This is a genomic window from Pseudomonas fragariae (ex Marin et al. 2024) (genome assembly GCF_059621105.1).
In genome coordinates, this window is the sequence record NZ_CM184369.1 from 3,250,035 (window position 1) to 3,272,169 (window position 22,135).

15 protein-coding genes are annotated in these 22,135 nt (G+C 57.9%); 10 read left to right on the forward strand and 5 right to left on the reverse strand.

Translation table 11 applies throughout. The features are described 5' to 3' along the window. Positions 1-51 precede the first annotated feature (51 nt). The gene (gene macA / locus AC54XV_RS13860) at positions 52-1,209 is read left to right on the forward strand and encodes a macrolide transporter subunit MacA (RefSeq protein ID WP_011267826.1); all 1,158 of its coding nucleotides are present in this window, start codon (positions 52-54) and stop codon (positions 1,207-1,209) included. Positions 1,210-1,211: 2 nt separating this feature from the next. Next, complete coding sequence (locus AC54XV_RS13865) at positions 1,212-3,173, forward strand: MacB family efflux pump subunit (protein ID WP_011267827.1); 1,962 nt, start codon at positions 1,212-1,214, stop codon at positions 3,171-3,173. A gap of 201 nt (positions 3,174-3,374) precedes the next feature. Here AC54XV_RS13865 and AC54XV_RS13870 read toward each other — a convergent pair whose 3' ends face one another. Beyond that, a complete protein-coding gene (locus AC54XV_RS13870) occupies positions 3,375-4,709 on the reverse strand; it encodes a diaminobutyrate--2-oxoglutarate transaminase family protein (RefSeq protein ID WP_058822425.1) in 1,335 nt (444 codons plus the stop codon). A gap of 276 nt (positions 4,710-4,985) precedes the next feature. Here AC54XV_RS13870 and AC54XV_RS13875 point away from each other — a divergent pair, with 276 nt between their 5' ends. The 5 genes from AC54XV_RS13875 (at position 4,986) to AC54XV_RS13895 (ending at position 14,069) form a co-directional block, all read left to right on the forward strand. Beyond that, positions 4,986-6,416 (forward strand): efflux transporter outer membrane subunit, encoded by a 1,431-nt coding sequence (locus AC54XV_RS13875; RefSeq protein ID WP_024651665.1) that lies wholly within the window; start codon positions 4,986-4,988, stop codon positions 6,414-6,416. Beyond that, a complete protein-coding gene (locus AC54XV_RS13880) occupies positions 6,413-7,516 on the forward strand; it encodes an efflux RND transporter periplasmic adaptor subunit (RefSeq protein WP_060405737.1) in 1,104 nt (367 codons plus the stop codon). Before AC54XV_RS13875 ends, AC54XV_RS13880 begins: the two co-directional genes overlap by 4 nt. Beyond that, positions 7,513-10,542, forward strand: a complete 3,030-nt coding sequence (locus AC54XV_RS13885) for an efflux RND transporter permease subunit (RefSeq protein WP_480468023.1) — start codon at positions 7,513-7,515, stop codon at positions 10,540-10,542. The genes AC54XV_RS13880 and AC54XV_RS13885 overlap by 4 nt, the downstream gene beginning before the upstream one ends. A 476-nt stretch (positions 10,543-11,018) precedes the next feature. Then, positions 11,019-12,647 (forward strand): methyl-accepting chemotaxis protein, encoded by a 1,629-nt coding sequence (locus AC54XV_RS13890; RefSeq protein WP_116894074.1) that lies wholly within the window; start codon positions 11,019-11,021, stop codon positions 12,645-12,647. Between the two features lie 243 nt (positions 12,648-12,890). Then, a complete protein-coding gene (locus AC54XV_RS13895; protein WP_011267844.1) occupies positions 12,891-14,069 on the forward strand; it encodes a DUF2252 domain-containing protein in 1,179 nt (392 codons plus the stop codon). A gap of 96 nt (positions 14,070-14,165) precedes the next feature. Here the strand turns inward: AC54XV_RS13895 and tspO are convergent, their stop codons facing one another. Then, positions 14,166-14,606, reverse strand: a complete 441-nt coding sequence (tspO, locus tag AC54XV_RS13900; protein ID WP_011267845.1) for a tryptophan-rich sensory protein TspO — start codon at positions 14,604-14,606, stop codon at positions 14,166-14,168. A gap of 368 nt (positions 14,607-14,974) precedes the next feature. Here tspO and AC54XV_RS13905 point away from each other — a divergent pair, with 368 nt between their 5' ends. Next, complete coding sequence (locus AC54XV_RS13905; RefSeq protein ID WP_011267846.1) at positions 14,975-16,300, forward strand: NAD(P)/FAD-dependent oxidoreductase; 1,326 nt, start codon at positions 14,975-14,977, stop codon at positions 16,298-16,300. Positions 16,301-16,347: 47 nt separating this feature from the next. Here the strand turns inward: AC54XV_RS13905 and AC54XV_RS13910 are convergent, their stop codons facing one another. Beyond that, a complete protein-coding gene (locus AC54XV_RS13910) occupies positions 16,348-17,418 on the reverse strand; it encodes an alpha/beta fold hydrolase (RefSeq protein ID WP_011267847.1) in 1,071 nt (356 codons plus the stop codon). Between the two features lie 488 nt (positions 17,419-17,906). On the opposite strand from AC54XV_RS13910, the gene AC54XV_RS13915 reads away from it, so the two are divergent. Then, positions 17,907-18,371: a DUF3429 domain-containing protein gene (locus AC54XV_RS13915; protein WP_011267848.1), complete on the forward strand. Its 465-nt coding sequence runs from the start codon at positions 17,907-17,909 to the stop codon at positions 18,369-18,371. A 774-nt stretch (positions 18,372-19,145) separates the two neighbouring features. Further along, on the forward strand, positions 19,146-19,592 hold the full coding sequence (locus AC54XV_RS13920) for an NUDIX hydrolase (protein ID WP_011267849.1): 447 nt from the start codon (positions 19,146-19,148) through the stop codon (positions 19,590-19,592). 633 nt (positions 19,593-20,225) lie between these two features. Here the strand turns inward: AC54XV_RS13920 and AC54XV_RS13925 are convergent. Then, entirely contained in the window at positions 20,226-20,633 is a 408-nt protein-coding gene (locus AC54XV_RS13925; protein WP_011267850.1) for a hypothetical protein, read from the reverse strand. Beyond that, positions 20,630-21,274 (reverse strand): AarF/UbiB family protein, encoded by a 645-nt coding sequence (locus AC54XV_RS13930; protein WP_011267851.1) that lies wholly within the window; start codon positions 21,272-21,274, stop codon positions 20,630-20,632. The genes AC54XV_RS13925 and AC54XV_RS13930 overlap by 4 nt, the downstream gene beginning before the upstream one ends. Positions 21,275-22,135: the final 861 nt, after the last annotated feature.

Consider the following 22,135-nt stretch of genomic DNA (forward strand, 5'->3'; position numbering starts at 1 on the left):
AAGCCCGGCGGCTGATCGCCGGGTCAATCCTCAACACATTCGTGGCTTTCTATGAAAAAGTTGAAGTTTCGCAAAGTGCTCATCGTTGTCGTGCTGTTGGTTCTGGCAGCGGGTATTGCCTACAGCGTCCAGTCCCCGGAAAAAGCTCCGGAGTACCTGACTGCCAAGGTCGAACGCACCGATATCGAAAACTCGGTGCTGGCCAGCGGGGTGCTGCAGGGCATCAAGCAGGTTGACGTCGGCGCGCAGGTCTCGGGCCAGCTCAAGTCTTTGAAGGTCAATCTGGGCGACAAGGTCAAACAGGGTCAGTGGCTGGCGGAAATCGATCCCGTGGTGCTGCAGAACACTCTGCGCCAGTCGCAGGTCAACGAACAGAACCTGATCGCCCAGAAGGATGCGGCTGTCGCACAGCTCAAGGACGCCAAAGCCATTTACCAGCGCTACAAGCAACTGCGTGCGGATGATGCGATCTCGCAAAAGGACTTCGATACGGCGCAATCGGACTTCGAGGTCCGGAGTGCCAACCTGCGGTCGCTGGAAGCCCAGGTGCGCGACGCAAGAATCCAGATCGAGACCGCCAGGATCAACCTGGGCTACACCCGTATCGTCGCGCCGATCAGTGGTGATGTGGTGGGTATCGTGACGCAGGAAGGTCAGACTGTGATCGCCAGCCAACTGACACCGGTGATTCTCAAATTGGCGGATCTGGACACCATGACCGTCAAGGCTCAGGTCTCCGAGGCCGACGTGATTCATATCACCCCCGGGCAAGAGGTGTATTTCACCATCCTCGGCGATGCCGAAAAACGCTATTACGCCAAGCTGAAAGGCACGGAGCCAGCGCCGCAAAACTTCCTTGATGCGCAATCCAGCACCGCCAGCAAACCGAACAGTGCGGTGTTCTACAACGCATTGTTCGACGTCCCCAACCCTGATCACCGCCTGCGTATTTCGATGACCGCCCAAGTGCATATCGTGCGTGAAAAGGCCAAGGACGTGTTGACTGTCCCTGTTGCGGCCCTGGGCGACAAGAATGGCGACGGCAGCTTCCCGGTGCGTGTGGTGGACGCGCAGGGCCAGGCCCAGAGCCGCAATGTGCAGACCGGCATCAACAACAACGTGCGGGTCGAGATCAAGAGTGGCCTTGCCGAGGGTGACCAGGTGGTGATCGGTGAACCGTCGGCTACACCAGCAGCAGCGGGGGCCTGACCATGAGTCGAGCTCTTCTGGAACTCAACGGTGTCACCCGTCGTTTCGTCGCCGGCGAAAAGGACTTCATCGCGCTTAATGACATCAACCTCACGATCAATGCCGGCGAACTGGTTGCCATTACCGGGGCCTCGGGTTCCGGCAAGTCAACGCTGATGAACGTGCTGGGCTGTCTGGACCACCCCAACAGCGGCAGTTACAAGGTCGACGGGCGTGAAACCGGTACGCTTACCGATGATGAGCTGGCAGAGCTGCGTCGCGATCACTTCGGTTTCATTTTCCAGCGTTATCACCTGTTGCCGCACCTGGCGGCGATCCAGAATGTCGAAATGCCAGCCATCTACGCAGGCACCGGCAAGGGCATGCGCGTGGAGCGCGCGCAGAAGCTGCTCGAGCGTCTGGGCCTGTCCGGGCATCTGGAGCATCGGCCAAGCCAGTTGTCAGGCGGCCAGCAGCAACGGGTGAGTATCGCCCGGGCCTTGATGAACGGCGGCGAGATCATTCTGGCCGACGAACCCACTGGCGCCCTCGACAGCGTGAGCGGCAAGGAGGTGATGAATATCCTCCTGGAGCTCAACAGCGCCGGACACACCGTGATTTTGGTGACTCACGACGAGAAGGTGGCAGCGCACGCCGAGCGCATCATCGAGATGCGTGACGGCGAGATCATCGCCGACCGGGTCAACACCGATCGCCCGATAATCAACGAAAAAACCACCGAGCGCCTGCCGACCAAACCCAGGCAGGGCAACCGGCTGATGGCTAACATCGGCCTGTTCCAGGAAGCTTTCGTCATGGCGTGGGTGGCGCTGATCTCGCATCGCATGCGCACGCTGCTGACCATGCTCGGGATCATCATCGGCATCACCTCGGTGGTGTCGATCGTAGCGATCGGCGAAGGGGCCAAGCGCTATGTGCTCAAGGACATCCAGGCCATCGGCAGCAATACCATCGAGGTGTTCCCAGGCAGTGACTTTGGCGACACCAAGTCCATGGATATCCAGACCCTGGCGCTGTCCGATGTGGCGGCATTGAGCAGTGAGTACTACATCGACAGCGCCACACCGAATATCGGCCGCAACCTGCTGGTGCGCTACCGCAATATCGACGTATCGGCGACGGTGAGCGGGGTCAGCCCGAGCTACTTCCAGGTGCGTGGCACAAAGATGGGCCTGGGGGTGGGCTTCAACAAGGATGACGCCCGGCGGCAGGCACAGGTGGTGGTGATCGATCACAACACGCGGATTCGCCTGTTCGGTCCCAAGGTCGACCCGCTGGGCCAGGTGATCCTGGTGGGTAACCTGCCGTGTACGGTGATCGGCGTGACCGAGAACAAGAAAAACATCTTCGACACCAGCAAGAACCTGAATATCTGGATGCCCTACGAAACCGCCTCCGGACGCCTGCTGGGTCAGACCTACCTGGACGGCATCACCGTGCGGGTCAAGGACGGACAGCCAAGCAAGGTGGTCGAGGACAACGTCAACAAGCTGTTGCAAAAGCGGCACGGGACCAAAGACTTCTTCACCTACAACCTCGACAGCGTGATGCAAACGGTGCAGAAGACCAGTCAGTCGCTGGCCCTGTTGCTGTCGTTGATCGCGGTGATCTCGCTGGCGGTCGGCGGCATCGGGGTGATGAACATCATGCTGGTGTCGGTCACGGAACGGACGCGCGAGATCGGCATTCGCATGGCCGTCGGGGCACGCCAGTCGGATATCCGTCAGCAGTTTCTGGTGGAGGCGGTGATGGTCTGCCTGATTGGCGGGGTCATCGGCATCAGCCTGTCGTTCGTGATCGGCTATGTGTTTTCACTGCTGGTCAAGGAGTGGCAGATGGTGTTCTCCCTGGGCTCGATTGTCACTGCGTTCATCTGCTCGACATTGATCGGCATCGTGTTCGGCTTCGTACCGGCACGTAACGCGGCACAGCTCGATCCGATCGAGGCACTGGCACGGGATTGACAGGGGGGATGTCCTGCCCAGTGGAGAAGGGCGCGTGCGTGCGACCGCGCACTGACAAGCGCTTGCTGCCGGTGGAGTCACAAAGATCGGCTTATTACATCCAGGCAGGAAGCCAAAGGGGGGAATGCTGCTCGCGAGACTGGCGCAGTCGACGGGTAGCTGTCGTCTGCGCCAGCCTCTCTGGCAAGCTGTTGCGAGGACTCAGCCTACCGCGCTGACACTGGAAACCCGAGCCGCGCTACTGCTCTTGAGGGACTGTTCGAAGCGGTCGAGGATCATGCCCACTTCCGACTCGGTAATGTTCAATGGTGGCAGGAAGCGCAGGACTGCACTGTTGCGTCCACCGGTCTCGATGATCATGCCGTTGTTGAAGCACTCCAGCTTGATCGCCCGCGCCCGCGCGCCATCGCCAGCCCCCGGACGTGACCCGTTGGTCGGCTTGACGATTTCCACACCGAGCATCAGGCCACGACCACGAACATCGCCTATAAACGGAAACTGCCGGGCGATGTCCTCCAGCCCGCTGTGCAATTGCTCACCCCGGCGCGTGGCATTGCCGACCAGATCGTGCTCCTTGATATGACGCATGGTCGCAGCCCCGGCCACCATTGCCACCTGGTTGCCACGGAAGGTACCTGCGTGCATGCCAGGGCCCCATGTATCCAGGTGCTCGGCATAGACGATCACTGATATCGGGTAACCGCCACCGATGGCCTTGGACAGCACCAGAATATCCGGCGTTATCCCGGAGTGTTCGATGGCAAACAGGTTGCCGGTACGTCCGAGGCCGGTTTGCACTTCATCGATAATCAGCAAGATCCCGAGCTCATGGGTGATCTCCCGCACGGCGCGCAGCCACTCGGCCGATGCTGCGATGCAGCCGCCTTCGCCCTGGATCACTTCGACCACCACCGCCGCCGGTTTGGGCACGCCGCTCTCCGGGTCACTGAGTACAGTGCGGATGTACTCGATGGAGAGGCGGTCAGTATGTCCACCATCGGTGCCGAACGGGCAGCGGAAGCGATAGGGGAAGGGCAGGAAGTGGGTGCCCTGGGCCAGCAGGCCTGCCTTGGGGTTGAGGTTGCCCATGGCCGACAACGCACCAGCGGTCATGCCGTGATAACCCCCGTGGAAAGACATCAGCGGCGAGCGCTGGGTGTAATGACGGGCCAGTTTGATTGCGGCTTCGACCGCGTCTGAGCCGCTGGGGCCGCAGAACAGGATTTTGCTGTTGTCACGCATGCTGGCAGGCAACGTTGCGAACAGTTCTTCGACGAAGGCGTGCTTGGCCGGTGTGGCCAGGTCAAGGGCCTGCTGCAGATGATCACTGTTCAGAAATTCGATCACCGCTTCACGGACCACCGGTGGGTTATGACCCAATGCAAGCGTGCCAGCGTTGGACAGGCAGTCAAGGTATTCCTGGCCGTTGGCGTCCTTGACTCGCATGCCTTTGCCGCTGACAAACAGCTGCTGGAAGGTCGCTGCGTAGGTGCGCGCATTCGACTCCAGTTTCTTGAGATTGCTTAACTCTTCCATAGTCGATCCCTTGGTGGCACAGGTACGGATTCATTGATACTCGCTTCGAGCAGAGCCCGATTCTGTAAGAACCTCAGGGTGATCGCCAACTTATCGCCGTGGGACTGTCCCCGTATTCCACGACAGACTTCCTGCGGTCTCAGGCGTTAAATGCATGCTACGAAAGGGATTTATGGCGCTGTAAGAAACCTTGCGACAACGCTCCTGATCGTCCGGATTCTTGCCCCGTTGCTTCCTTTCTCAAGACGCCACTGTTCCGGAATCTTCGAGAGCTTTATGTCTATTGGCAAACCTGCTGGCCACTTCCTGTTGTCGACGCTTCTGGTCTCATTGCTGAGTGGCTGTACATTAGGCCCGGACTACCAATTGCCTGCGGTGAAGGTTGCCAGCCAGTGGCATGCGCCGCTGCCCCATGGCGCGTCGATGGTCGGACTGCAGGATTGGTGGCAACAGTTCAATGACCCGGCACTGGCAACCCTGCTGCGTATGGCACAGGCAGACAGCCCGTCTCTCGATAAGGCTCTGGCACGCATTGCCCAGGCACGCGCGACGCTGGACGGCAGCGTTGCCGACCGGCTGCCGCAAGTAAGCGGCGGCGTGAGCAAGTCACGCGCCGGCATCAGGCAGAGCGGGGTGCGCCAGAGCGGTAAGACCTCCGGGGCAACCCTCGATGCATCCTGGGAACTGGACCTGTTCGGCAAACTGCGACGCACCGACGAGGCGTCGCGCAATCTGCTCGAGGCACGTGTCAATGACTGGCATGACGCTCGTGTATCGCTGGCCGCCGAGGTCGGTGATGACTTTGTGCAGTACCGCGGCTGCCAGATGCTGGTGAACGCTTACCGTGATCAGGCGCAATCCCAGGAGCAGACCGCACGCCTGACTCGCGTATCGTTTCAGGCCGGGTTTACCGCAGCAGCCGACTCATCGTTGAGCGACGCCAGTGCGGCATCCAGTAATGCGACCCTCATCAAACAGCAAGGCGAGTGCGATGTGCTGCTCAAGAGCCTGGTGGAGCTGACCGGCAGCGACGAGGAACAGGTACGAGAAGTGCTCAGCCATAATCCGGCGAGACTGCCGCAGCCTGCGTTGCTGGATGTTCGGGAAATACCTGCCAACCTGTTGCGCCAGCGCCCGGACCTGGCGTCCAGCGAACGCGAACTGGCCGCCGCGAATGCGAAGATCGGCGCTGCCCAGGCTGATCGTCTGCCCAGCCTGAGCCTGGTTGGCTCGTTCGAGGTGGGGACCACCACCGGAGTATTCAGCCGCGAATGGAGCCTCGGCCCGCAACTGACTGTTCCGCTGTTCGACGCAGGCAAGCGCCGGGCGGCAGTGGACTCGGCGCGGGCAGATTATGACTCGGCGCTGGCGACCTACCGGCAAACCCTGCGCACAGCGGTAATGGAGGTCGAGCAGGCGCTGGTGCGCCTGGACGCGGCGCGGCGTTCGCAAGCCAGTACGCAACGGGCCAGTGAGGGTTATGAAGCGTCGTTCCAGGCCACAGACCGCAACTGGCAGGCCGGCAATGCCAGCCTGCTGGACCGCGAAGAGGCTCGACGCTCGGCGCTGTCGGCAGAAATCGAATTGATCACCGTGCAACAAAATCAGGTTCGCTACTGGATTGCCCTGTACAAGGCCCTGGGCGGTGGGTGGCAGGACAGTCGCGAAGGTTTGGCCGGTGAAACACCGAAGCGGGGCGGCGTATGAGGAAGATACACGTTTATGGGCTGCTGACGCTGGCGGTGTTGGGCGTTTCGGGCTGGCTATTGTCTGGCCGCGCAGAGCCGCCCCCGGCCGCTGCGGCGCCGCCGGCCACCAGCCTGACGGTGGAGGCAGTGCAACCGCGCCGCGAAGACTGGCCGCAGGAACGGGTGGCCAGTGGTGCGCTTGCGCCGTGGCAGGAAGCCGTGATCAGTGCAGAGACCGGAAGCTTGCGTATCGCCAGCCTGAAGGCTGATATCGGCGATCAGGTGAAGAAGGGCCAGGTTTTGGCGACCCTGGCCGATGACAGCGTGCTGGCCGAGGAAAACAAGCAGAAGTCGGCGGCCGCCCAGGCCACTGCGCAACTGCAGGAAGCCCGCTCCAATGCCAGGCGGGCGGCCTCGGTAGGGCAGAGCGGCGCCCTGTCCGAGCAGAAACTGGAAGAGTACCGGGTCAAGGTGCAGACCGCCGAAGCTGACCTGGCCTCGGCGAATGCCGATCTGCGCAGCATCCGGATCAAGCTTGCGCAGACGCGCATCGTCGCGGTGGATGACGGGATTATCTCCGGGCGCAAGGCCTTGCTTGGCGATGTGGTATCGGCGGGCAGTGAAATGTTCAGGATGATCCGCGATGGCCGCATCGAGTGGCAGGCGGAACTGGATGCCCAGCAACTGCCAGGCGTTAAGGCCGGTCAGCTCGCCCGTGTGGCGCTGCCCGGTGGTATTGAGGTGCAGGGGCGCGTGCGGCTGGTCTCGCCAATGCTCGACAGCAAGACCAGCAGGGCGCTGGTCTATGTCTCCCTGCCGGTGGGGTCTGTGGCGCGCGCCGGCATGTACGCCAGCGGTCGCATCGAACTGCCGTCCAGCCCGGCGCTGACGGTTCCGGACACCAGCGTGATCCTGCGCGACGGGCGCTCTTATGTGTTTGTGCTGGGCAAGGACATGCGCGTCAGCCAACAGGTGGTCGAGGTCGGAAGACGTCGTGGATCGGCGCTGGAAATCCTCGGCGGCCTGGCAGAGCAGGCACAGATCGTCCGCAGCGGTGGGGCCTTTCTCAATGACGGGGCCAGCGTGACACTGGTCAACGCCGAGGCCAGTGCGCAATGAATATCTCCGCGCTGTCGATTCGTTACCCGGTCCCGGCGGTCATGCTGTTTTTACTGCTGACCCTGTTTGGTTTCCTCGGGTTCGAGCGCCTCGGTATTCAGGACTTTCCCGACACCGATCTGCCTGCAGTGGTCATCAGTGCCTCGCTGGAAGGGGCCGCCCCCGAACAACTGGAAACCGAAGTCGCGCGCAAGCTCGAAGACCAGCTGACCTCGTTGCGCCTGCTCAAGCATGTCACCACGCAAATTACCGAAGGTAGCGTCCTCATCAATGTCATCTTCGACATCGACAAGGATGGCAACGAAGCCCTCAACGAAGTACGCAATGCGGTGGACAGCGCTGCGGCTGAATTGCCCGCCAACCTCGACACGCCATCGGTAACCCGCCTGACCACCAATACCACGGCGTTGCTGACCTATGTGGTCGATGCGCCACGGATGGACGAAGAAGCGTTGTCATGGTTTGTCGACAATGAGTTGAGCAAGCAGCTGCTGACCGTACGTGGTGTCGCAAAGATCAGCCGCGTGGGCGGTGTGGACCGCGAAGTCCAGGTTGACCTTGATCCGGCGTTAATGGCCGGCCTGGGTCTGAGTGTGACCGACATCGCGGATCGTTTGCGGGCTATGCAGAAAGACAATTCTGGCGGCCAGGGCGATCTGGGCAGCGGTCAACAGGCGTTGCGTGTCCTGGGCGGCATTGACGACCCGGCGGCGCTGGGCGCCATCCGCATTCCCGTCAGCGATGGACGAATGCTCGCAGTGCAGCAACTGGCAACGGTGCGTGACACCCATGCCGAGCGCAACACCCTGGCGTATCGCGACGGCAAACCGGTGATTGGCTTTCAGGTCATCCGCTCCCTGGGTTTTTCCGACGTCGGCGTGACCAGGGATTTGCGTCAGGCAGTCAATGAGTTCGCCATACAACACCCTGATGTGCGTATCGAAGAGGCGAGTAATGCCGTCGAGCCGGTGATGGAAAACTATCGCGGCTCCATGGCCCTGCTCTACGAAGGGATGTTACTGGCGGTTTTGGTGGTCTGGTGGTTCCTGCGTGACTGGCGGGCGACGATTATCGTGGCCACGGCACTGCCTTTGTCGATCATCCCGACCTTCGGCGTGATGTATTTTGCCGGCTTTAGCCTCAATACCGTTTCGCTGCTGGCGCTGGCGCTGGTAATCGGCATTCTGGTCGACGATGCCATTGTTGAGGTCGAAAACATTGCGCGACACCTGCGCATGGGCAAAACCCCGCGACAGGCCGCGATTGAGGCGTCCGACGAGATCGGCCTTGCGGTATTGGCAACCACCGTGACCCTGGTCGCGGTATTCCTGCCGACCGCTTTCATGGGCGGGATTTCCGGCAAACTGTTTCGCCAGTTCGGTGTGACGGCCAGCGCTGCGTTGATGTTTTCGTTGCTGGTCGCCCGTCTTCTGACGCCGATGATGGCGGCGTATTTACTCAAGCCACGTCCGCATGGCGAGCATGACAGCGGTTTGATGAGACGTTACCTGGGCTGGATTCACACCAGCCTGAGCCGCCGCAAGACCACCATGGCCATTGTTGGTGCTTTGTTTATCGGCTCGCTGGCGCTGATCCCGTTGCTGCCGACCAGCTTTCTGCCTGCCCAGGACATTGCCAGCAGCACCGTCAGCCTGGAACTGCCGCCCGGCAGCAGTCTGGCTCAGACCGGTGAGGTTGCCTTGCAGGCTGAAAAGCGTTTACGCGCGATTCCTGAAGTGGCCCACGTGTTCATCGCGGCCGGCAGCGGCGAAACGGGCGGTGCAGGTGATCGCGATGCGAAACTGACCGTCGATTTGCTGCCGCGTGACCAGCGCGCACTGAAACAATCCCAGGTGGAAGCGAGCATGCGTGAAAGTCTGCGCAGCTTGCCTGGTGTGCGGGTGACGGTCGGCGGTGACGCCAGCGGCGAACGGCTGGACATCGTCCTTGCCAGCGATGATGGCGATTTGCTGGAGCGGACTGCCGCCGCGCTTGAACCGCAGTTACGCCAGATAAAAGGCATCGGCAACGTCACCTCAAGTGCTGCGGTACAACGGCCGGAAATCCAGATGCGCCCGGATGTTGTCCGCGCGGCAGAGCAGGGCATCAGTAGCCAGGACATCGCCGACACTCTGCGCATGGCCACCTATGGCGAATACAGCTCGTCCCTGGGCAAGATCAATCTGTCCCAGCGCCAGGTCAATGTGCGGGTGCGCATGCAGCCGCAAGTGCGCACCGATCTGCAAAGCCTCGGTCAGTTAAGGGTCACCGGGCGTGATGGCCAGATAGCACTGGCGTCGCTGGGCGAGCTCAGCATGGGCAGCGGCCCCGCGCAGATTGATCGTATCGATCGCTTGCGCAATATCACGCTGTCCATCGAACTCAATGGCAGCAACCTGGGCGAAGTGATGGAGCAGGCCAGGCAGTTGCCGGTCATGCAGAACCTGCCAGCGCAAGTAAAACTGGTGGAGCAGGGCGAGTTGCAGTTGATGAGCGAGTTGTTTGGCAACTTCAGCCTGGCGATGGCCGTCGGCGTGTTCTGTATATACGCGGTACTGGTGCTGTTGTTCCATGACTTTATGCAGCCGCTGACAATCCTCTCGGCGCTGCCTCTATCGTTGGGCGGCGCACTGTTGGCACTGTTGATCGGCGGGATGAGTTTTTCCATGGCGTCGGTCATCGGTTTGCTGATGCTGATGGGGATCGTGACCAAGAACTCGATCCTGCTGGTGGAATACGCAATCATGGCCCGCCGTGCACCGACCGTGAGCCGCTATGACGCGTTGATCGACGCCTGCCACAAACGCGCCCGGCCGATCCTGATGACCACCATCGCAATGGGCGCGGGCATGTTGCCGACCGCACTGGGATGGGGTGGCGAATCAGGCTTCCGCCAGCCGATGGCGGTGGTCGTCATCGGCGGACTATTGGCCTCGACCGTACTAAGCCTGTTGGTAGTGCCCGTTATCTTTACTTATGTCGATGATGGTCATGAGAGGCTTAAACGTTTGTTCCGCAGACCTTGATAAAACAGTGTAATCCGCCATGGCGGCATGCGCCCGGACAGGGATAAGCACCAGAGAGAGTACTTCGCATTTCGATACGTTTCCTCTCTGGATTCCACTGAACGCACCCAGCGCAGCAGTGCCCGCGTTCATCTAATCACCACTTTTTTAGTCCGTTCCACCCTAGGCCTGTTCATAAAATCCAATCCATGCCGATAAAGTCAGGGATCGCGAAAGGTTAGAGTGCCATGAACAGCACTCCCCAGCCTTGCGGCCTGTAAAGCTCACGACTTGACGGCAGATAGCCACTACACAGCGGCACCGTTACTTGTTGTTATCGGCAGGTTCCACTCTGGCGCAGAAATGGCTGACCATTTCTGTAGTGCAACGAACCGCTTATAGCAAACGTGCGCAAAATCCACGTGTAACTACTTGCCTCTAGTGCAGTAGGGCTCTCGGACAGAAGTGACCCCTTACTTAAAGATGATGGATAATCAATGAACATGATAAATCGCACCAGTTTCGCTAAAAAACTCATGGCCGCGTTCATCGTTTGCGCCATGATCACATTGGCTGTGGGTGGTTTGGGGATGCTCGGTATCAACCGGCTTTCCGATGCCCTTGAGCTGACATTCTCGAATAACCTGGTTTCAGTGGCCAACACCAACGAGACGATGACCGCCCTGACCACTCATAACCGCGGGCTTTACCGTTTGCTTGATGCCAAGGATAAGGCCACGGCTGAGAAAATGCGCCAAAGCATCAACGGCGAGCTGGAGCGTGCGCAGAAAGTCTATGCCATCTACCGCGCGACTCCGTTGGAGGACGATGAACGCGCAGCGGGTGACCAGTACGACGCCTTGATGCCGGCCTACATGTCTGCTTCCCAGAACATCTTTGACCTGCAGCAGGCAGGCAAACTGGAAGACGCGCGCAATCGCCTCAACGCACTGGCGGAAGGAGAGTTCAACAAGGCTCGCGGCTATCTACAGATCATGATCGACTCCAACAAGCGCCAGATCAAAGAGGGGGCAGAGGCCGCTGACAGGTTGCAAAGCACCTCGGTATTCATGCTGACCGCGGGTATTGTCATCGCGTTTGTGGTGGCGATCATGTTGGGTATTGTGATCACTCGCATGATTACCGGACCACTGAGAAGCGCTATCGAAGTTGCACAACGTATTGCATCGGGTGACCTGACCCAGAGCGTTTCCAGCACCCGAGGCGATGAAGCGGGGCATCTGCTCAATGCGATCGGCACGATGCAGGGCAATTTGAAACGAACGATTCAGGAGATTTCCAGCGCGTCCGATCAGCTTGCCTCCGCTGCCGAAGAGCTTGGCGCAGTCACTGAAGAAAGCACCCGCGGCCTTACTCGGCAAAATGACGAGATTCAGCAGGCTGCAACGGCGGTGAACGAAATGACTGCTGCCGTGGAAGAGGTAGCCCGCAATGCGGTATCTACGTCGGAGGAGTCCAAAACACTGGCAACCGACGCCGCTAACGGTCGTGGCCAGGTAAATGACACCGTTAAGGGCATCGGCACGATGGTCAGCGAAATTACCGAGTCGACAGGGTCTGTGACAACACTCGCCGGCCACGTCCGGGATATCAGCAAAGTGCTCGAGGTCATCCGCAGCATCGCCGAACAGACCAACCTGCTGGCGCTGAACGCCGCCATCGAGGCAGCACGCGCCGGCGAACAAGGCAGAGGGTTTGCCGTAGTAGCCGACGAAGTGCGCGCGCTTGCACACCGCACTCAGGCTTCAACGGTGGAAATCGAAGGCATGATCGGTACTGTGCAGTCCGGCGCCGACGGTGCGGTCGCGGCCATGAGCAAAAGCCTGGCAACGGCCACCAACACCCAGGAACTCGCGCAGCGCGCCGGCAGTGCGCTGGAAAAAATCACCAGCGGCGTGGGGATGATCAACGAGCGCAACATGGTGATTGCCTCGGCGTCCGAAGAGCAGGCCCAGGTCGCACGCGAAGTGGATCGCAACCTGGTCAACATTCAGGAGCTGAGTGCCCAGTCGGCGGCAGGCGCCAATCAAACGAGCGCATCCAGTCAGGAACTGTCACGGCTGGCGACTTCGTTCAACACCATGGTTGCGCAGTTCAAGCTTTAACGGGCTTGTGCAGGTGTATTCCCGGTCTGGTCGTCTGGACCATTTGGGCCGGGAATACACGCTGCTTTCCTTTGCTTTTCTCTTGTTTACGGGTTGACCTCGTCAGTTTGCGGGGCCGAAGCGCATGAGAGTGATTTGAGTCTGGTCTCGACGCTGAAGACGAATAGCGACCAGATGCGAAATATCTTGAAACATTCGTGTCACATACCGAGTCAATGGAATAACCCTCTTCAAGGTTTTCCAATGAAAACGCCTCGCCCCGACACCCGTCTCAAATCCCTCATCAACTTGCGCAATTTAAAGATGGCGCGGTCTGCGCACGCGTTCGTGCGAGGCAATACCGCCCAGTTCTATGAGTGGCTTCACAGTCAGTCAGGCAGACGTCTGCCCAGCGGTCCGCCGGTCTGGATCTGCGGAGACTGTCATGCCGGCAATCTGGGGCCCACGGGGGACTCGAGAGGGCGCATCGACATGCATATCCGCGACCTCGATCAAGCCGTCATCGGCAATCCTGCCCATGATCTGGTGAGGCTGGGATTGTCGTTAGCGACGGCTGCTCGTGGCTCGGATCTACCCGGTGTCACCACTGCAAGAATGCTGGAAGAGATGATGCAGGGCTACGAAGAAGCGTTTATGGGCGACGACGATGAAGAGCCCGATCGTCCTGCGCAAGTCAAAGCTGGAATGCGTAGCGCGGTGCAACGCACGTGGAAGCATCTGGCCAAGGAACGCTTCGAAGGTACGCAACCGACCATTCCGCTGGGCAAGCATTTCTGGCAACTGTCGCGTGCGGAACGCGATGCGATCAAGGCGCTTTGTGAGACGCCGGAGATTCATGCGCTGGTGACATCGCTTAAAGGCAGGTCCCAGGATGACCGTGTGCGCTTGCTTGACTCCGCCTATTGGGTAAAAGGATGCAGCTCTCTGGGGCTGCTTCGCTACGCAGTGCTGATGGGGGTTGGCGATGAAGAGGATGAAGAGTTCTGCCTACTAGACGTCAAGGAAGCCGTCGCAGCAGCGGCCCCACGTACGGCGAGGGCTCGCATGCCCAGAGACAATGGCAAACGGGTAGTGGAGGGCGCCCGCAACCTGTCGCCCGGCCTGGGCAGCCGAATGGTTGCCGTGCGAATGCTGGATCATTCGTTCTTCATACGTGAGCTGCTTCCCCAGGACATGAAGCTGGAACTGGATGAGCTCACTGAGCAAGAGGCCATGCAGGCCGCAGCATATCTCGCAAAAGTGGTTGGTAACGCCCATGCCAGACAGATGGACCTGGCCACACGTGCGGCGTGGATCAGGGATCTGCAAAGCAATCGGTCCGAGACCTTGGACGCTCCCTCCTGGCTATGGTCGAGCGTCGTTCAACTGGTCGGTAGCCACGAGCAAGGCTACCTTGAGCATTGTCGTCGCTACGCGCTGTAGCGCCTTATGAATGCCGAGATGAGCGGAACAGAATTCAGTTAATCGATATTCCGCACATATTCTTCGGGAACGCATAAGGCAGTCAGCGCCAGGTACTTATCGGTTATGGCGCAGAATGGAGAAGTTCAGCGCCGCTGCTACCGAGAGCCAGACCAGGTAAGGGAACAGGATCAGCCCGGTGATGATGTCCAGTTGCAAGGCCATTACGATCATCGCGGCAACCACGACCCACAGCAGAACCAGAATTACCATCGCAGCAACCAGGCGGTTCGCGCCAAAAAATACCGGCGTCCACAACGTATTCAGGGCAATTTGAGCCGCCCACAGGGCCAGCACGACCTCGCTGCCGGGGATCAGCGTCAGGCGATAGCCTGCCCAGGCGAGAAGCAGATAAATCGTCGTCCACGCCACCGGAAACGCCCAGTCAGGCGGCGTGAAGCTCGGCTTTTCAAGAGATTCGTACCAGGCTCCCGGCTTGAAGATGATGCCGGTTGCTCCGGCGGCGCAGCAGGCTAGAAGGAAAATGAAGAAGGTCATGGGTTGTCCTGGGTCGAGGGCTTATGAGGCTGATCGGTGGTAGCGATACCCAGGTTGGACGCCTTTGCGTTGAAAAGGTCCGTTTTTTTGATGTGAGGGGCAGGGCGAGGAAGGGTCGATCCTCCAGCTCGCCCCGTGGGGCATACCCGGCGCCTCGATAAAGTCTGCCGAGGCGTGCCGTTTAAACGGTGGTTTCTACCATGTAGCCCTGCGTTTAAGCGCTTATTGACGGCCTCACGGTGCTGTAATAAGCCCTTTATGGCCAGATGCCCGGTACACACCACAGTGGTTGGCGCCGTATCGGTGGGCAGGCCGGATCGGGCTCTAGCAACACGTCACTCTTCTGAACTCAGGTGGATAACCAGAACATGCCAGCACCTTTAACTCCCGTGCATACCTCTGCAGATCTGCCGGCGCAGGCCGATGTGGTTGTGATCGGCGGCGGTATCATCGGCGCGTTTACCGCCTATTACCTTGCCAGGCGCGGCATGAAGGTCGCGCTGGTTGAAAAGGGCCGCATAGGCGCCGAGCAGTCAAGCCGTAACTGGGGCTGGTGCCGCCAACAGAATCGCGATGCGCGTGAACTGCCGATGGCCACCAAAAGCCTGGAACTGTGGGAGCAATTCGCCGAGCAATCCGGTGAACAGACCGGCTTTACACGTTGCGGCTTGCTCTACCTGAGTAACAACGACCAGGAGCTGGAAGGGTGGGCGCGCTGGGGCGAGTTTGCGCGCACTGTCAACGTGCAGACCCAGATGCTCACCGCCGAGCAGGCCGCCGAACGGGGCAGGGCGACGGGCAAGCCTTGGAAAGGCGGGGTGTTTGCGCCCACCGATGGCATTGCCGACCCTTCCCGCGCAGCCCCCGCAGTCGCGCGCGCCATCATGGCACTGGGCAGTAGCGTGCATCAGGATTGCGCCGTGCGAGGCGTCGAGACCGAAGGTGGTCGCTTGTCGGCAGTGGTCACCGAAAAAGGCACCATCCGCACCCGGCTCGCGGTGCTTGCCGCAGGCGCCTGGGCATCTTCGTTCTGCCGCCAGTATGGTATTCGCTTCCCGCAAGCGACGATTCGTCAGACCGTACTTTCGGTCACCGCCCCGAGCCAGGAAATTCCCAGTGCGCTGCATACCACCGGCGCGTCCATGACCCGCCGCTTTGATGGCAGTTACACGCTGGCGATCAGTGGCCGGGGGCGAGTCGATATCACGCCGCAGTTGCTGAGGTTCTCTACACAATTCCTGCCAATGTTTCAGCGCCGCTGGCGCAACCTTGCGCCTGGGGGGCTGGAAGGCTGGCAAGCAGGCCACGAAAGCTTGAAGCGCTGGCGCCTGGACCAGCCCACGCCGATGGAGAGAATGCGCATTCTCGACCCAAGCGCTGACGCCTCCGCGGTTGCGCTGACTTACAAACGCGCGGTGGAATTGGTGCCGGCACTGCAGGGTACGTCGATCAAGGCGTCGTGGGCCGGTTACGTGGACAGTACGCCGGACGGCGTTCCCGGTATTGGCGAAATGGCCAGCCTGCCGGGGTTGGTGATCGCGGCCGGGTTCAGCGGGCATGGCTTTGGTATTGGCCCGGGCGCGGGTCATCTTATTGCCGATATTGTCAGCGGTGTGAGCCCCATTGTTGATCCGCGTCCTTATCATCCGGACCGCTTTCAAACGTCCGCCTGGGGCAAGGTGGCGGACTTTTGAGCTGAAGCCGTCTTGTTGAAAACGTTTGGCCGGGTGAGCGGGTGGGTTTATTTCGCCTTTTCAGTCTCGCGCATGAACTGCCCGAGTTCCTTGCTATAGAACTTCGCCATGCTCGTGGTGCCGTGACCACGGGTGTCGGCGCTGGCGGGGATAAGTAATAGCCGTGCGTGCTTGAGCTCTTTCATCGACGCCTCCATCAGGCCAGTTTCCGGCGGGATGCGCTCATCGTCCGCCGAATTGATGGCCAGCACCGGCGCCTGGATTTTTTTCAGACCGGGGGCTGCGTTGAAGTCGGCGGAAGATTGCCATTGGTAGATGAAGTCATTGGCGTCGCCGGTTTGTGCAGCGCTGAGGCGTTCATCCACCAGCTTGTCAGCTTGGGCGCGGGTCGGGGCAGTCGCCTGATACGCCAGGGTACCGCCACTGGTAGCGACGCTGAACATCGCGTTGGCCAAGCGTAGGGACGGCGGTTGCGCGCTGTAGTTGCCGTTGTTCCAGGCCGGGTCTTGCTTGATCGACTCGACCAGCAAGCGGCGCATCATCCAGTTGCGGGATGACATTTCGGTGGGTTGGGACGCCATGGGCACCAATGCGTCCATCATCTGCGGCCAGTTCTGGCCCCACATCCAGGTTTGCATGCCGCCCATGGAGTTACCGATGATCAGCCTCAGGTGCTTGATACCCAGACCTTCGGTGACCAACCGATACTGGGCTTTAACCATGTCGTTGTAGTTGTACGCCGGAAACCGAGTGCGCAAGCCATCCGATGGTTTGCTGGACTGGCCCACGCCGATGCCATCGGTGGAAATGATGTAGTACTTGCTGGCGTCCAGCGGTTGACCAGGGCCAAACAGCTCCCCGCCAAAATCCTTGCTCAGCATATCGCTGCCTGGCCGATAGGTGCCGTGCAGAAAGAGGATGGCGGGATTTTTGGGATTGCCAAGGGTGATGTAGTGCAGTTTGAGGTTGGCGAGTTTTTCACCGGTATGGAAGGTGAACTGCGGTGCAACCCAGTCGCCCTCGGTCGCAGCGGGTAACGGCGCGGCACTGACGGCAGAGCCGAGTAAGGCCATAGAAAACAACAGCCCGATCGTGGGACGTGAAATGAGTCTATGCATGGGTATGTCCTATTATTTTTGTTTTAGGAGGTCCTGCGCTTCAATGCTTGCAGGAGATTGATCAGTTGGCTAATTCTCAGAGCGAGGGCAGCATGGCGCAACGTCGCCGGGTCTCAATACGGGGATCTTCGTTCCCGTCCTGCATTGTATTTTTGTCATGGCGTCATGGGTGTTGGAGAGATGATCTGCCAACGATCAGATAATGTTAAGTTAATTTTTATATAACATTATTTAACATAGCAATAGGCTGCGCGCTTTCGGAAGGCCTCAGCCGGGCAGGGGGCCGATGCAGGATCTCGTTCAATTTGCCCATCGGCTCAATCACGATATGGGGTTACCCTGAAGACCGGGTAAAAAGGCGGGGATTTGAAACAGCTCAGGTCTTAGGTCTTAGGTCATGCGGCCCAACTGCCATCAATATCTCGCTCAAACGTGGCTTTTGAGCCTACAGTCTTGAGTGTCGCTCACTGCAAGGAATACAAATACAAATGAACGCATTGCCTTCAACCTCTCTGCCAAAGCACGTCAGCCTGCTGGGTTATGGCGGCCTTTTGCCGTTTATTTCTCTGGCGCTGCTGATCCCGTTCTCTAGCGACTATCGGCCGCTGTTTGCGATTGCGCTTGTTAACTATGGAGCCGTCATCCTGAGCTTCGTCGGCGCCTTGCACTGGGGCTTCGCCATGACCGCGCAAGACATGAAAGCCGAGCAGCGCAGCGGCCGGTTCATCTGGAGTGTCATTCCTGCACTTATTGCCTGGATTGCCACGTTACTGCCAATGCCATTGGGTTGCTTGCTGTTGGTCATCGGCTTTGTTGTCCACTTCTGGCAGGACAGACTGCTCTTGCGGGTTATAAGCTTGCCTGCCTGGTACCTTCCGATGCGATTACGGCTTACCGCTGTGGTTAGCGTCTGCCTGCTGCTTGCTGCGATGGTTGAGGCGCTTCATTTATGAATGCCTCTCACAATCAAATGTTGGCCGTAGAAGATTCGCCGATGCAGCGTTGGTGAAAGAGGCTACGCATAACAACTGGATTCGGGCACACCAGTTCAATGATGGATTGTCGCCCGCTCAGTACGAGAAAAACCTTAACGTCATGTCCGGGATCAGTTGACCACTACATCTGTTCAACGGTGAGCCCCGCTCCTGGGTGTTTGAGTTCGAGCAGGACACCTTTTCAGGGACGGAGTAGGGCGTGTATTGATGGTTGGGGATTCGCCCAGGTGTGACAGGGATGGCCCTAGAGCGACGGGGATATTGGGATTTCATCTAGATCGAAGCAGTAACGGGGGAATCCATCAGCTCGATGAATTCGCACAGTTGGTCATTGAAAACTCACTATGAAGCTGATGGGACATCCGCCTAGATTTTACCGCATCGGGTACGAGTGGTCGCGCCGGGTTGTCCATCGGGATGCCTATTCTCAAGCTTTCTCCTCGCATAATGCATAAAATGCTTCGGTTAATGGCCGAGCCACTGCTGGGTGATCAGCTCTATTCAGGGCGGACTGGGCTACACGGCATTGTTACCTCGCCGGAGCGTCAATAGTGCGTCTGGTGCTGATGGCATTAGCTTTTGCCTAGTGTTACAGATCGAACGCAAGTGCGGCGGTATGACTTCTGTGGAAAGGTTATCGCCATAGTGACGGTTAACGACCCAAGATGCCGGTTACGCTGTAGGCCATGAGCGCTTAAGATACCCCGCCCATCACATCTGAGCCGTCGAACCATGTCAGAACCCCGTATACGACACCTTGCAATTTGTGTTTTTAACCACCGGGGCAAGATTTTAGTCAATCCGTTTCACGACCCGATGAAGCGTCAGTTGCTGTTCCGCCCGCTAGGCGGTGGTGTTGAGTTCGGTGAGAAGAGCATTGATGCCATTACCAGGGAAATCCGCGAGGAGCTCAACCTGCCGATCGCAAATCCCCGCCTGTTGGGTACTTTGGAAAGTATATTCACATATTTAGGTGAGCCAGGGCACGAAGTTGTACAGGTTTACGACGCTGAATTTGAAGACTCCACCCTGTATGAAAAGCCTTGGTTGGAAGGGCGAGAAAGCGACGGCGAAACCTTCCGCGCCGTCTGGCGGGACAGCGCAAGTTTAAACCGTGAAGGCGTACTGGTGCCGGAGGGGCTATATGAGCTACTGCAGTCTTTGTCGTTGCTGGACTGATTGCTTATGATGCAGTTGCTGCATTTTGGATTCTCTTTGGGCACCAACGTGTGTGGTGAAATTCGTCGTACCGATAAGCCGGTCGTCAAAAGCTGGCGAGCAGCTATCTCAATAACGTCGTTAGTGGTGAAGGCAAAGAATTGATTGTAAAATATCCGCAATGTGCCTAACGAGTGATGTCGACATCCGCGAAGAAACAGGGGAGGCTTGGGAAGTCTGACTACTCGAGCACCCTGCATACGTGTTGTGCGCGCCCTTCCAGGGCCAGCTGTCGTAAACCGAGTTCCTCCGGTCTCGGCCCTCCGGGCTTCCAGCTTCACGCCTTCCGCCGTCTTGGCATGCGCGCTCCGCTTGTACAGTTGGTGAGGCCTTGGCCAGATAGAGCTTTTGGGGAGAGGGGCTATTGAGAAAAGCCCTTTCGGACACAGGTCGCTGTTGTTAATCGATATCCAGCCCCCGTCTTCGCCAGTCGACCTACGCGCTTCACTTGCGTGTTGGAGGCTGCTACCAAGATCCAATGTTGAGTATTTAGTGTAGGTTGGACGAATGCGCCGGGCAAATATACGCGAGTAGTTTTGGCGCATATTATCCAAATTTATTAGTAGTTAATTTCAAGCCTGCGGCAGCCAGCCCTCAGTAGGGAGAGTTTGACCGTTCGTGGGGCGGCAGTCCTGCTTCAGGATCACACCCCTGCCTAACAAAATCTTCAAGATCTGAATGTCTCTTGTCTAATAAGCACGGATCATTGTTGTAGAGTAGGCCTGCATATGAAGTAGCAACATGCAAAGGCATTCGATCACCGGTTTTTACTCTCAGCATAGCCTTGATTAAAAAGTCAAGATGGTAGTCTTGGCAGTTTTCATCAATCTGACGATCAAGCTGGTGTTGCAGACTGCCGGAGTGGATTAGCTCTACATATTCCCCAAGTGAATCAGCAATTTGAAGGAGCTTTCCAGTTGCCATTTTATGTAGGAGCAGACCAAGTCCCCAGCTGTCAAATACGCCCGCATGAGCAATGCTTTTGTAATAATCAGCAGTCAAAAACTCGGGGGCGAGGCTATAGAATGAACCTGCGTACCGCCTGTGAAAGTCATCCCACATGTCTTCTTCAAGGACTCGGGATATCCGAAGTCGTACGGTGAGATTGATGCTCCTAAATCGAGAATTCTAACTTCGGGAAATTCTGGTCTTCGGGTCAGCCAGTCTTCTAAACCGGATTCAAATATTATATTTCCGGGATGGAGGTCTCCATGTACAACTCCCATGAACGTGTGGTGGTATGCCCAGCAGACTCGAAAGAAAGCTGCAGCCACTTCCAATGTGGTTGAATAGCCAGCTTCAGGGATCGCATCTGTAAACGTTACTCCCGTGATATGCTCCATGAGATAGCTTCTGACAAAGCCGTCTGTCGAATGGAACTCTCGGTAGATCTTGGGCGTGACCTTGGTTAGCTCCCACCCCCGCATCTGAAGGTCAATCTCATTCCTGAGTTTTTTATGCGCAACGGGGCTTGGCCCCATGAAGAAGAATTTCGCTACTGCTAAGACATCGCCGTTGCGATACTTTGCGGTAATGTTAGTGCCGCCGCCTGTCAGAATTGAATCGAAATGGAAGTCGCCAATCACCAACAGATCCATGCGGGCCAAAAAAATCCGAAGCGGGCATTCAGTTACTTGTCCCATATTATGAGTAATCCTTCACGAATCTATAGCCGTAAGAGTCGGCAATAATCATGACTTCGCACCCTGAGTTCTCGGCGATATGAAGTCCCCCATCGATATAAGACTGATAGTCTAAACTATCAAGCTCCATGCGTACTTCCTCCGAAGAATTAGAGTCTCCTTGGAAAAAAACGCATTTCAGATGTTCGAATAAATCTCTAATTCGCTCACTGAAACAGAGTCGATATGATCCTAACGGCCATACTTCAATCAGAACATTTTCAGAGGATAGATATGTCTTCGCCTGCTTGATATCCCCTGTACAAAATATAGCTCTGCTTCGATAGTCGATCTGGTGAGTATCCTGGAACCATTCGCCACATAATTTATGAGTCACGGGAGACATCGACACAGGAGTGCGCGGAACAAGTTTGAAAGGGTTGTCAAATACACCGGAGTCTTCAACAAGACTGAGGCGATAGTGAGCTCAATATAATGTCATGCTTCCCTACATATAAAGTATTATTGGCTTTCATGAGTCTGCATATGGCTGGTCATAGCAGTGGAATCGTGGAAACCAGCCCTGCAGATTAATCTTCGCACATTGTCGGTAGCATCACCAGATTCAACCTTGGTATTGATATTAAAGAGCATTAGGCGATATTCCGGCCTCTTATGCCAATTCATGTCAAGCTCGTCGGCGAATGAGGAGGGGCCTTGGTTTACCTTTCCGGGGTGAGAGTCGTGCCTCAGGTCAGATTTATTGCTTGCACTAATCTTCATCATCTGGTGCTGCCTCAGAGGGCATGATCAGCATTGGCCGTTTGATTTGGGTTGACTACGACTTTAAGGTTTTTTTCACCAATCTTGACGACCTTGATA

What these genes read in the sequence shown, in the direction of transcription:
- AC54XV_RS13930 (WP_011267851.1), bottom strand. Translation starts at nt 21,274, where the DNA reads ATGGGACAAGTAACTGAATGCCCGCTTCGGATTTTTTTGGCCCGCATG.
- AC54XV_RS13920 (WP_011267849.1), top strand. Translation starts at nt 19,146, where the DNA reads ATGTCAGAACCCCGTATACGACACCTTGCAATTTGTGTTTTTAACCAC.
- AC54XV_RS13885 (WP_480468023.1), top strand. Translation starts at nt 7,513, where the DNA reads ATGAATATCTCCGCGCTGTCGATTCGTTACCCGGTCCCGGCGGTCATG.
- AC54XV_RS13910 (WP_011267847.1), bottom strand. Translation starts at nt 17,418, where the DNA reads ATGCATAGACTCATTTCACGTCCCACGATCGGGCTGTTGTTTTCTATG.
- AC54XV_RS13875 (WP_024651665.1), top strand. Translation starts at nt 4,986, where the DNA reads ATGTCTATTGGCAAACCTGCTGGCCACTTCCTGTTGTCGACGCTTCTG.
- AC54XV_RS13915 (WP_011267848.1), top strand. Translation starts at nt 17,907, where the DNA reads ATGAACGCATTGCCTTCAACCTCTCTGCCAAAGCACGTCAGCCTGCTG.
- AC54XV_RS13895 (WP_011267844.1), top strand. Translation starts at nt 12,891, where the DNA reads ATGAAAACGCCTCGCCCCGACACCCGTCTCAAATCCCTCATCAACTTG.
- AC54XV_RS13905 (WP_011267846.1), top strand. Translation starts at nt 14,975, where the DNA reads ATGCCAGCACCTTTAACTCCCGTGCATACCTCTGCAGATCTGCCGGCG.
- macA (WP_011267826.1), top strand. Translation starts at nt 52, where the DNA reads ATGAAAAAGTTGAAGTTTCGCAAAGTGCTCATCGTTGTCGTGCTGTTG.
- AC54XV_RS13880 (WP_060405737.1), top strand. Translation starts at nt 6,413, where the DNA reads ATGAGGAAGATACACGTTTATGGGCTGCTGACGCTGGCGGTGTTGGGC.
- tspO (WP_011267845.1), bottom strand. Translation starts at nt 14,606, where the DNA reads ATGACCTTCTTCATTTTCCTTCTAGCCTGCTGCGCCGCCGGAGCAACC.
- AC54XV_RS13870 (WP_058822425.1), bottom strand. Translation starts at nt 4,709, where the DNA reads ATGGAAGAGTTAAGCAATCTCAAGAAACTGGAGTCGAATGCGCGCACC.
- AC54XV_RS13890 (WP_116894074.1), top strand. Translation starts at nt 11,019, where the DNA reads ATGAACATGATAAATCGCACCAGTTTCGCTAAAAAACTCATGGCCGCG.
- AC54XV_RS13865 (WP_011267827.1), top strand. Translation starts at nt 1,212, where the DNA reads ATGAGTCGAGCTCTTCTGGAACTCAACGGTGTCACCCGTCGTTTCGTC.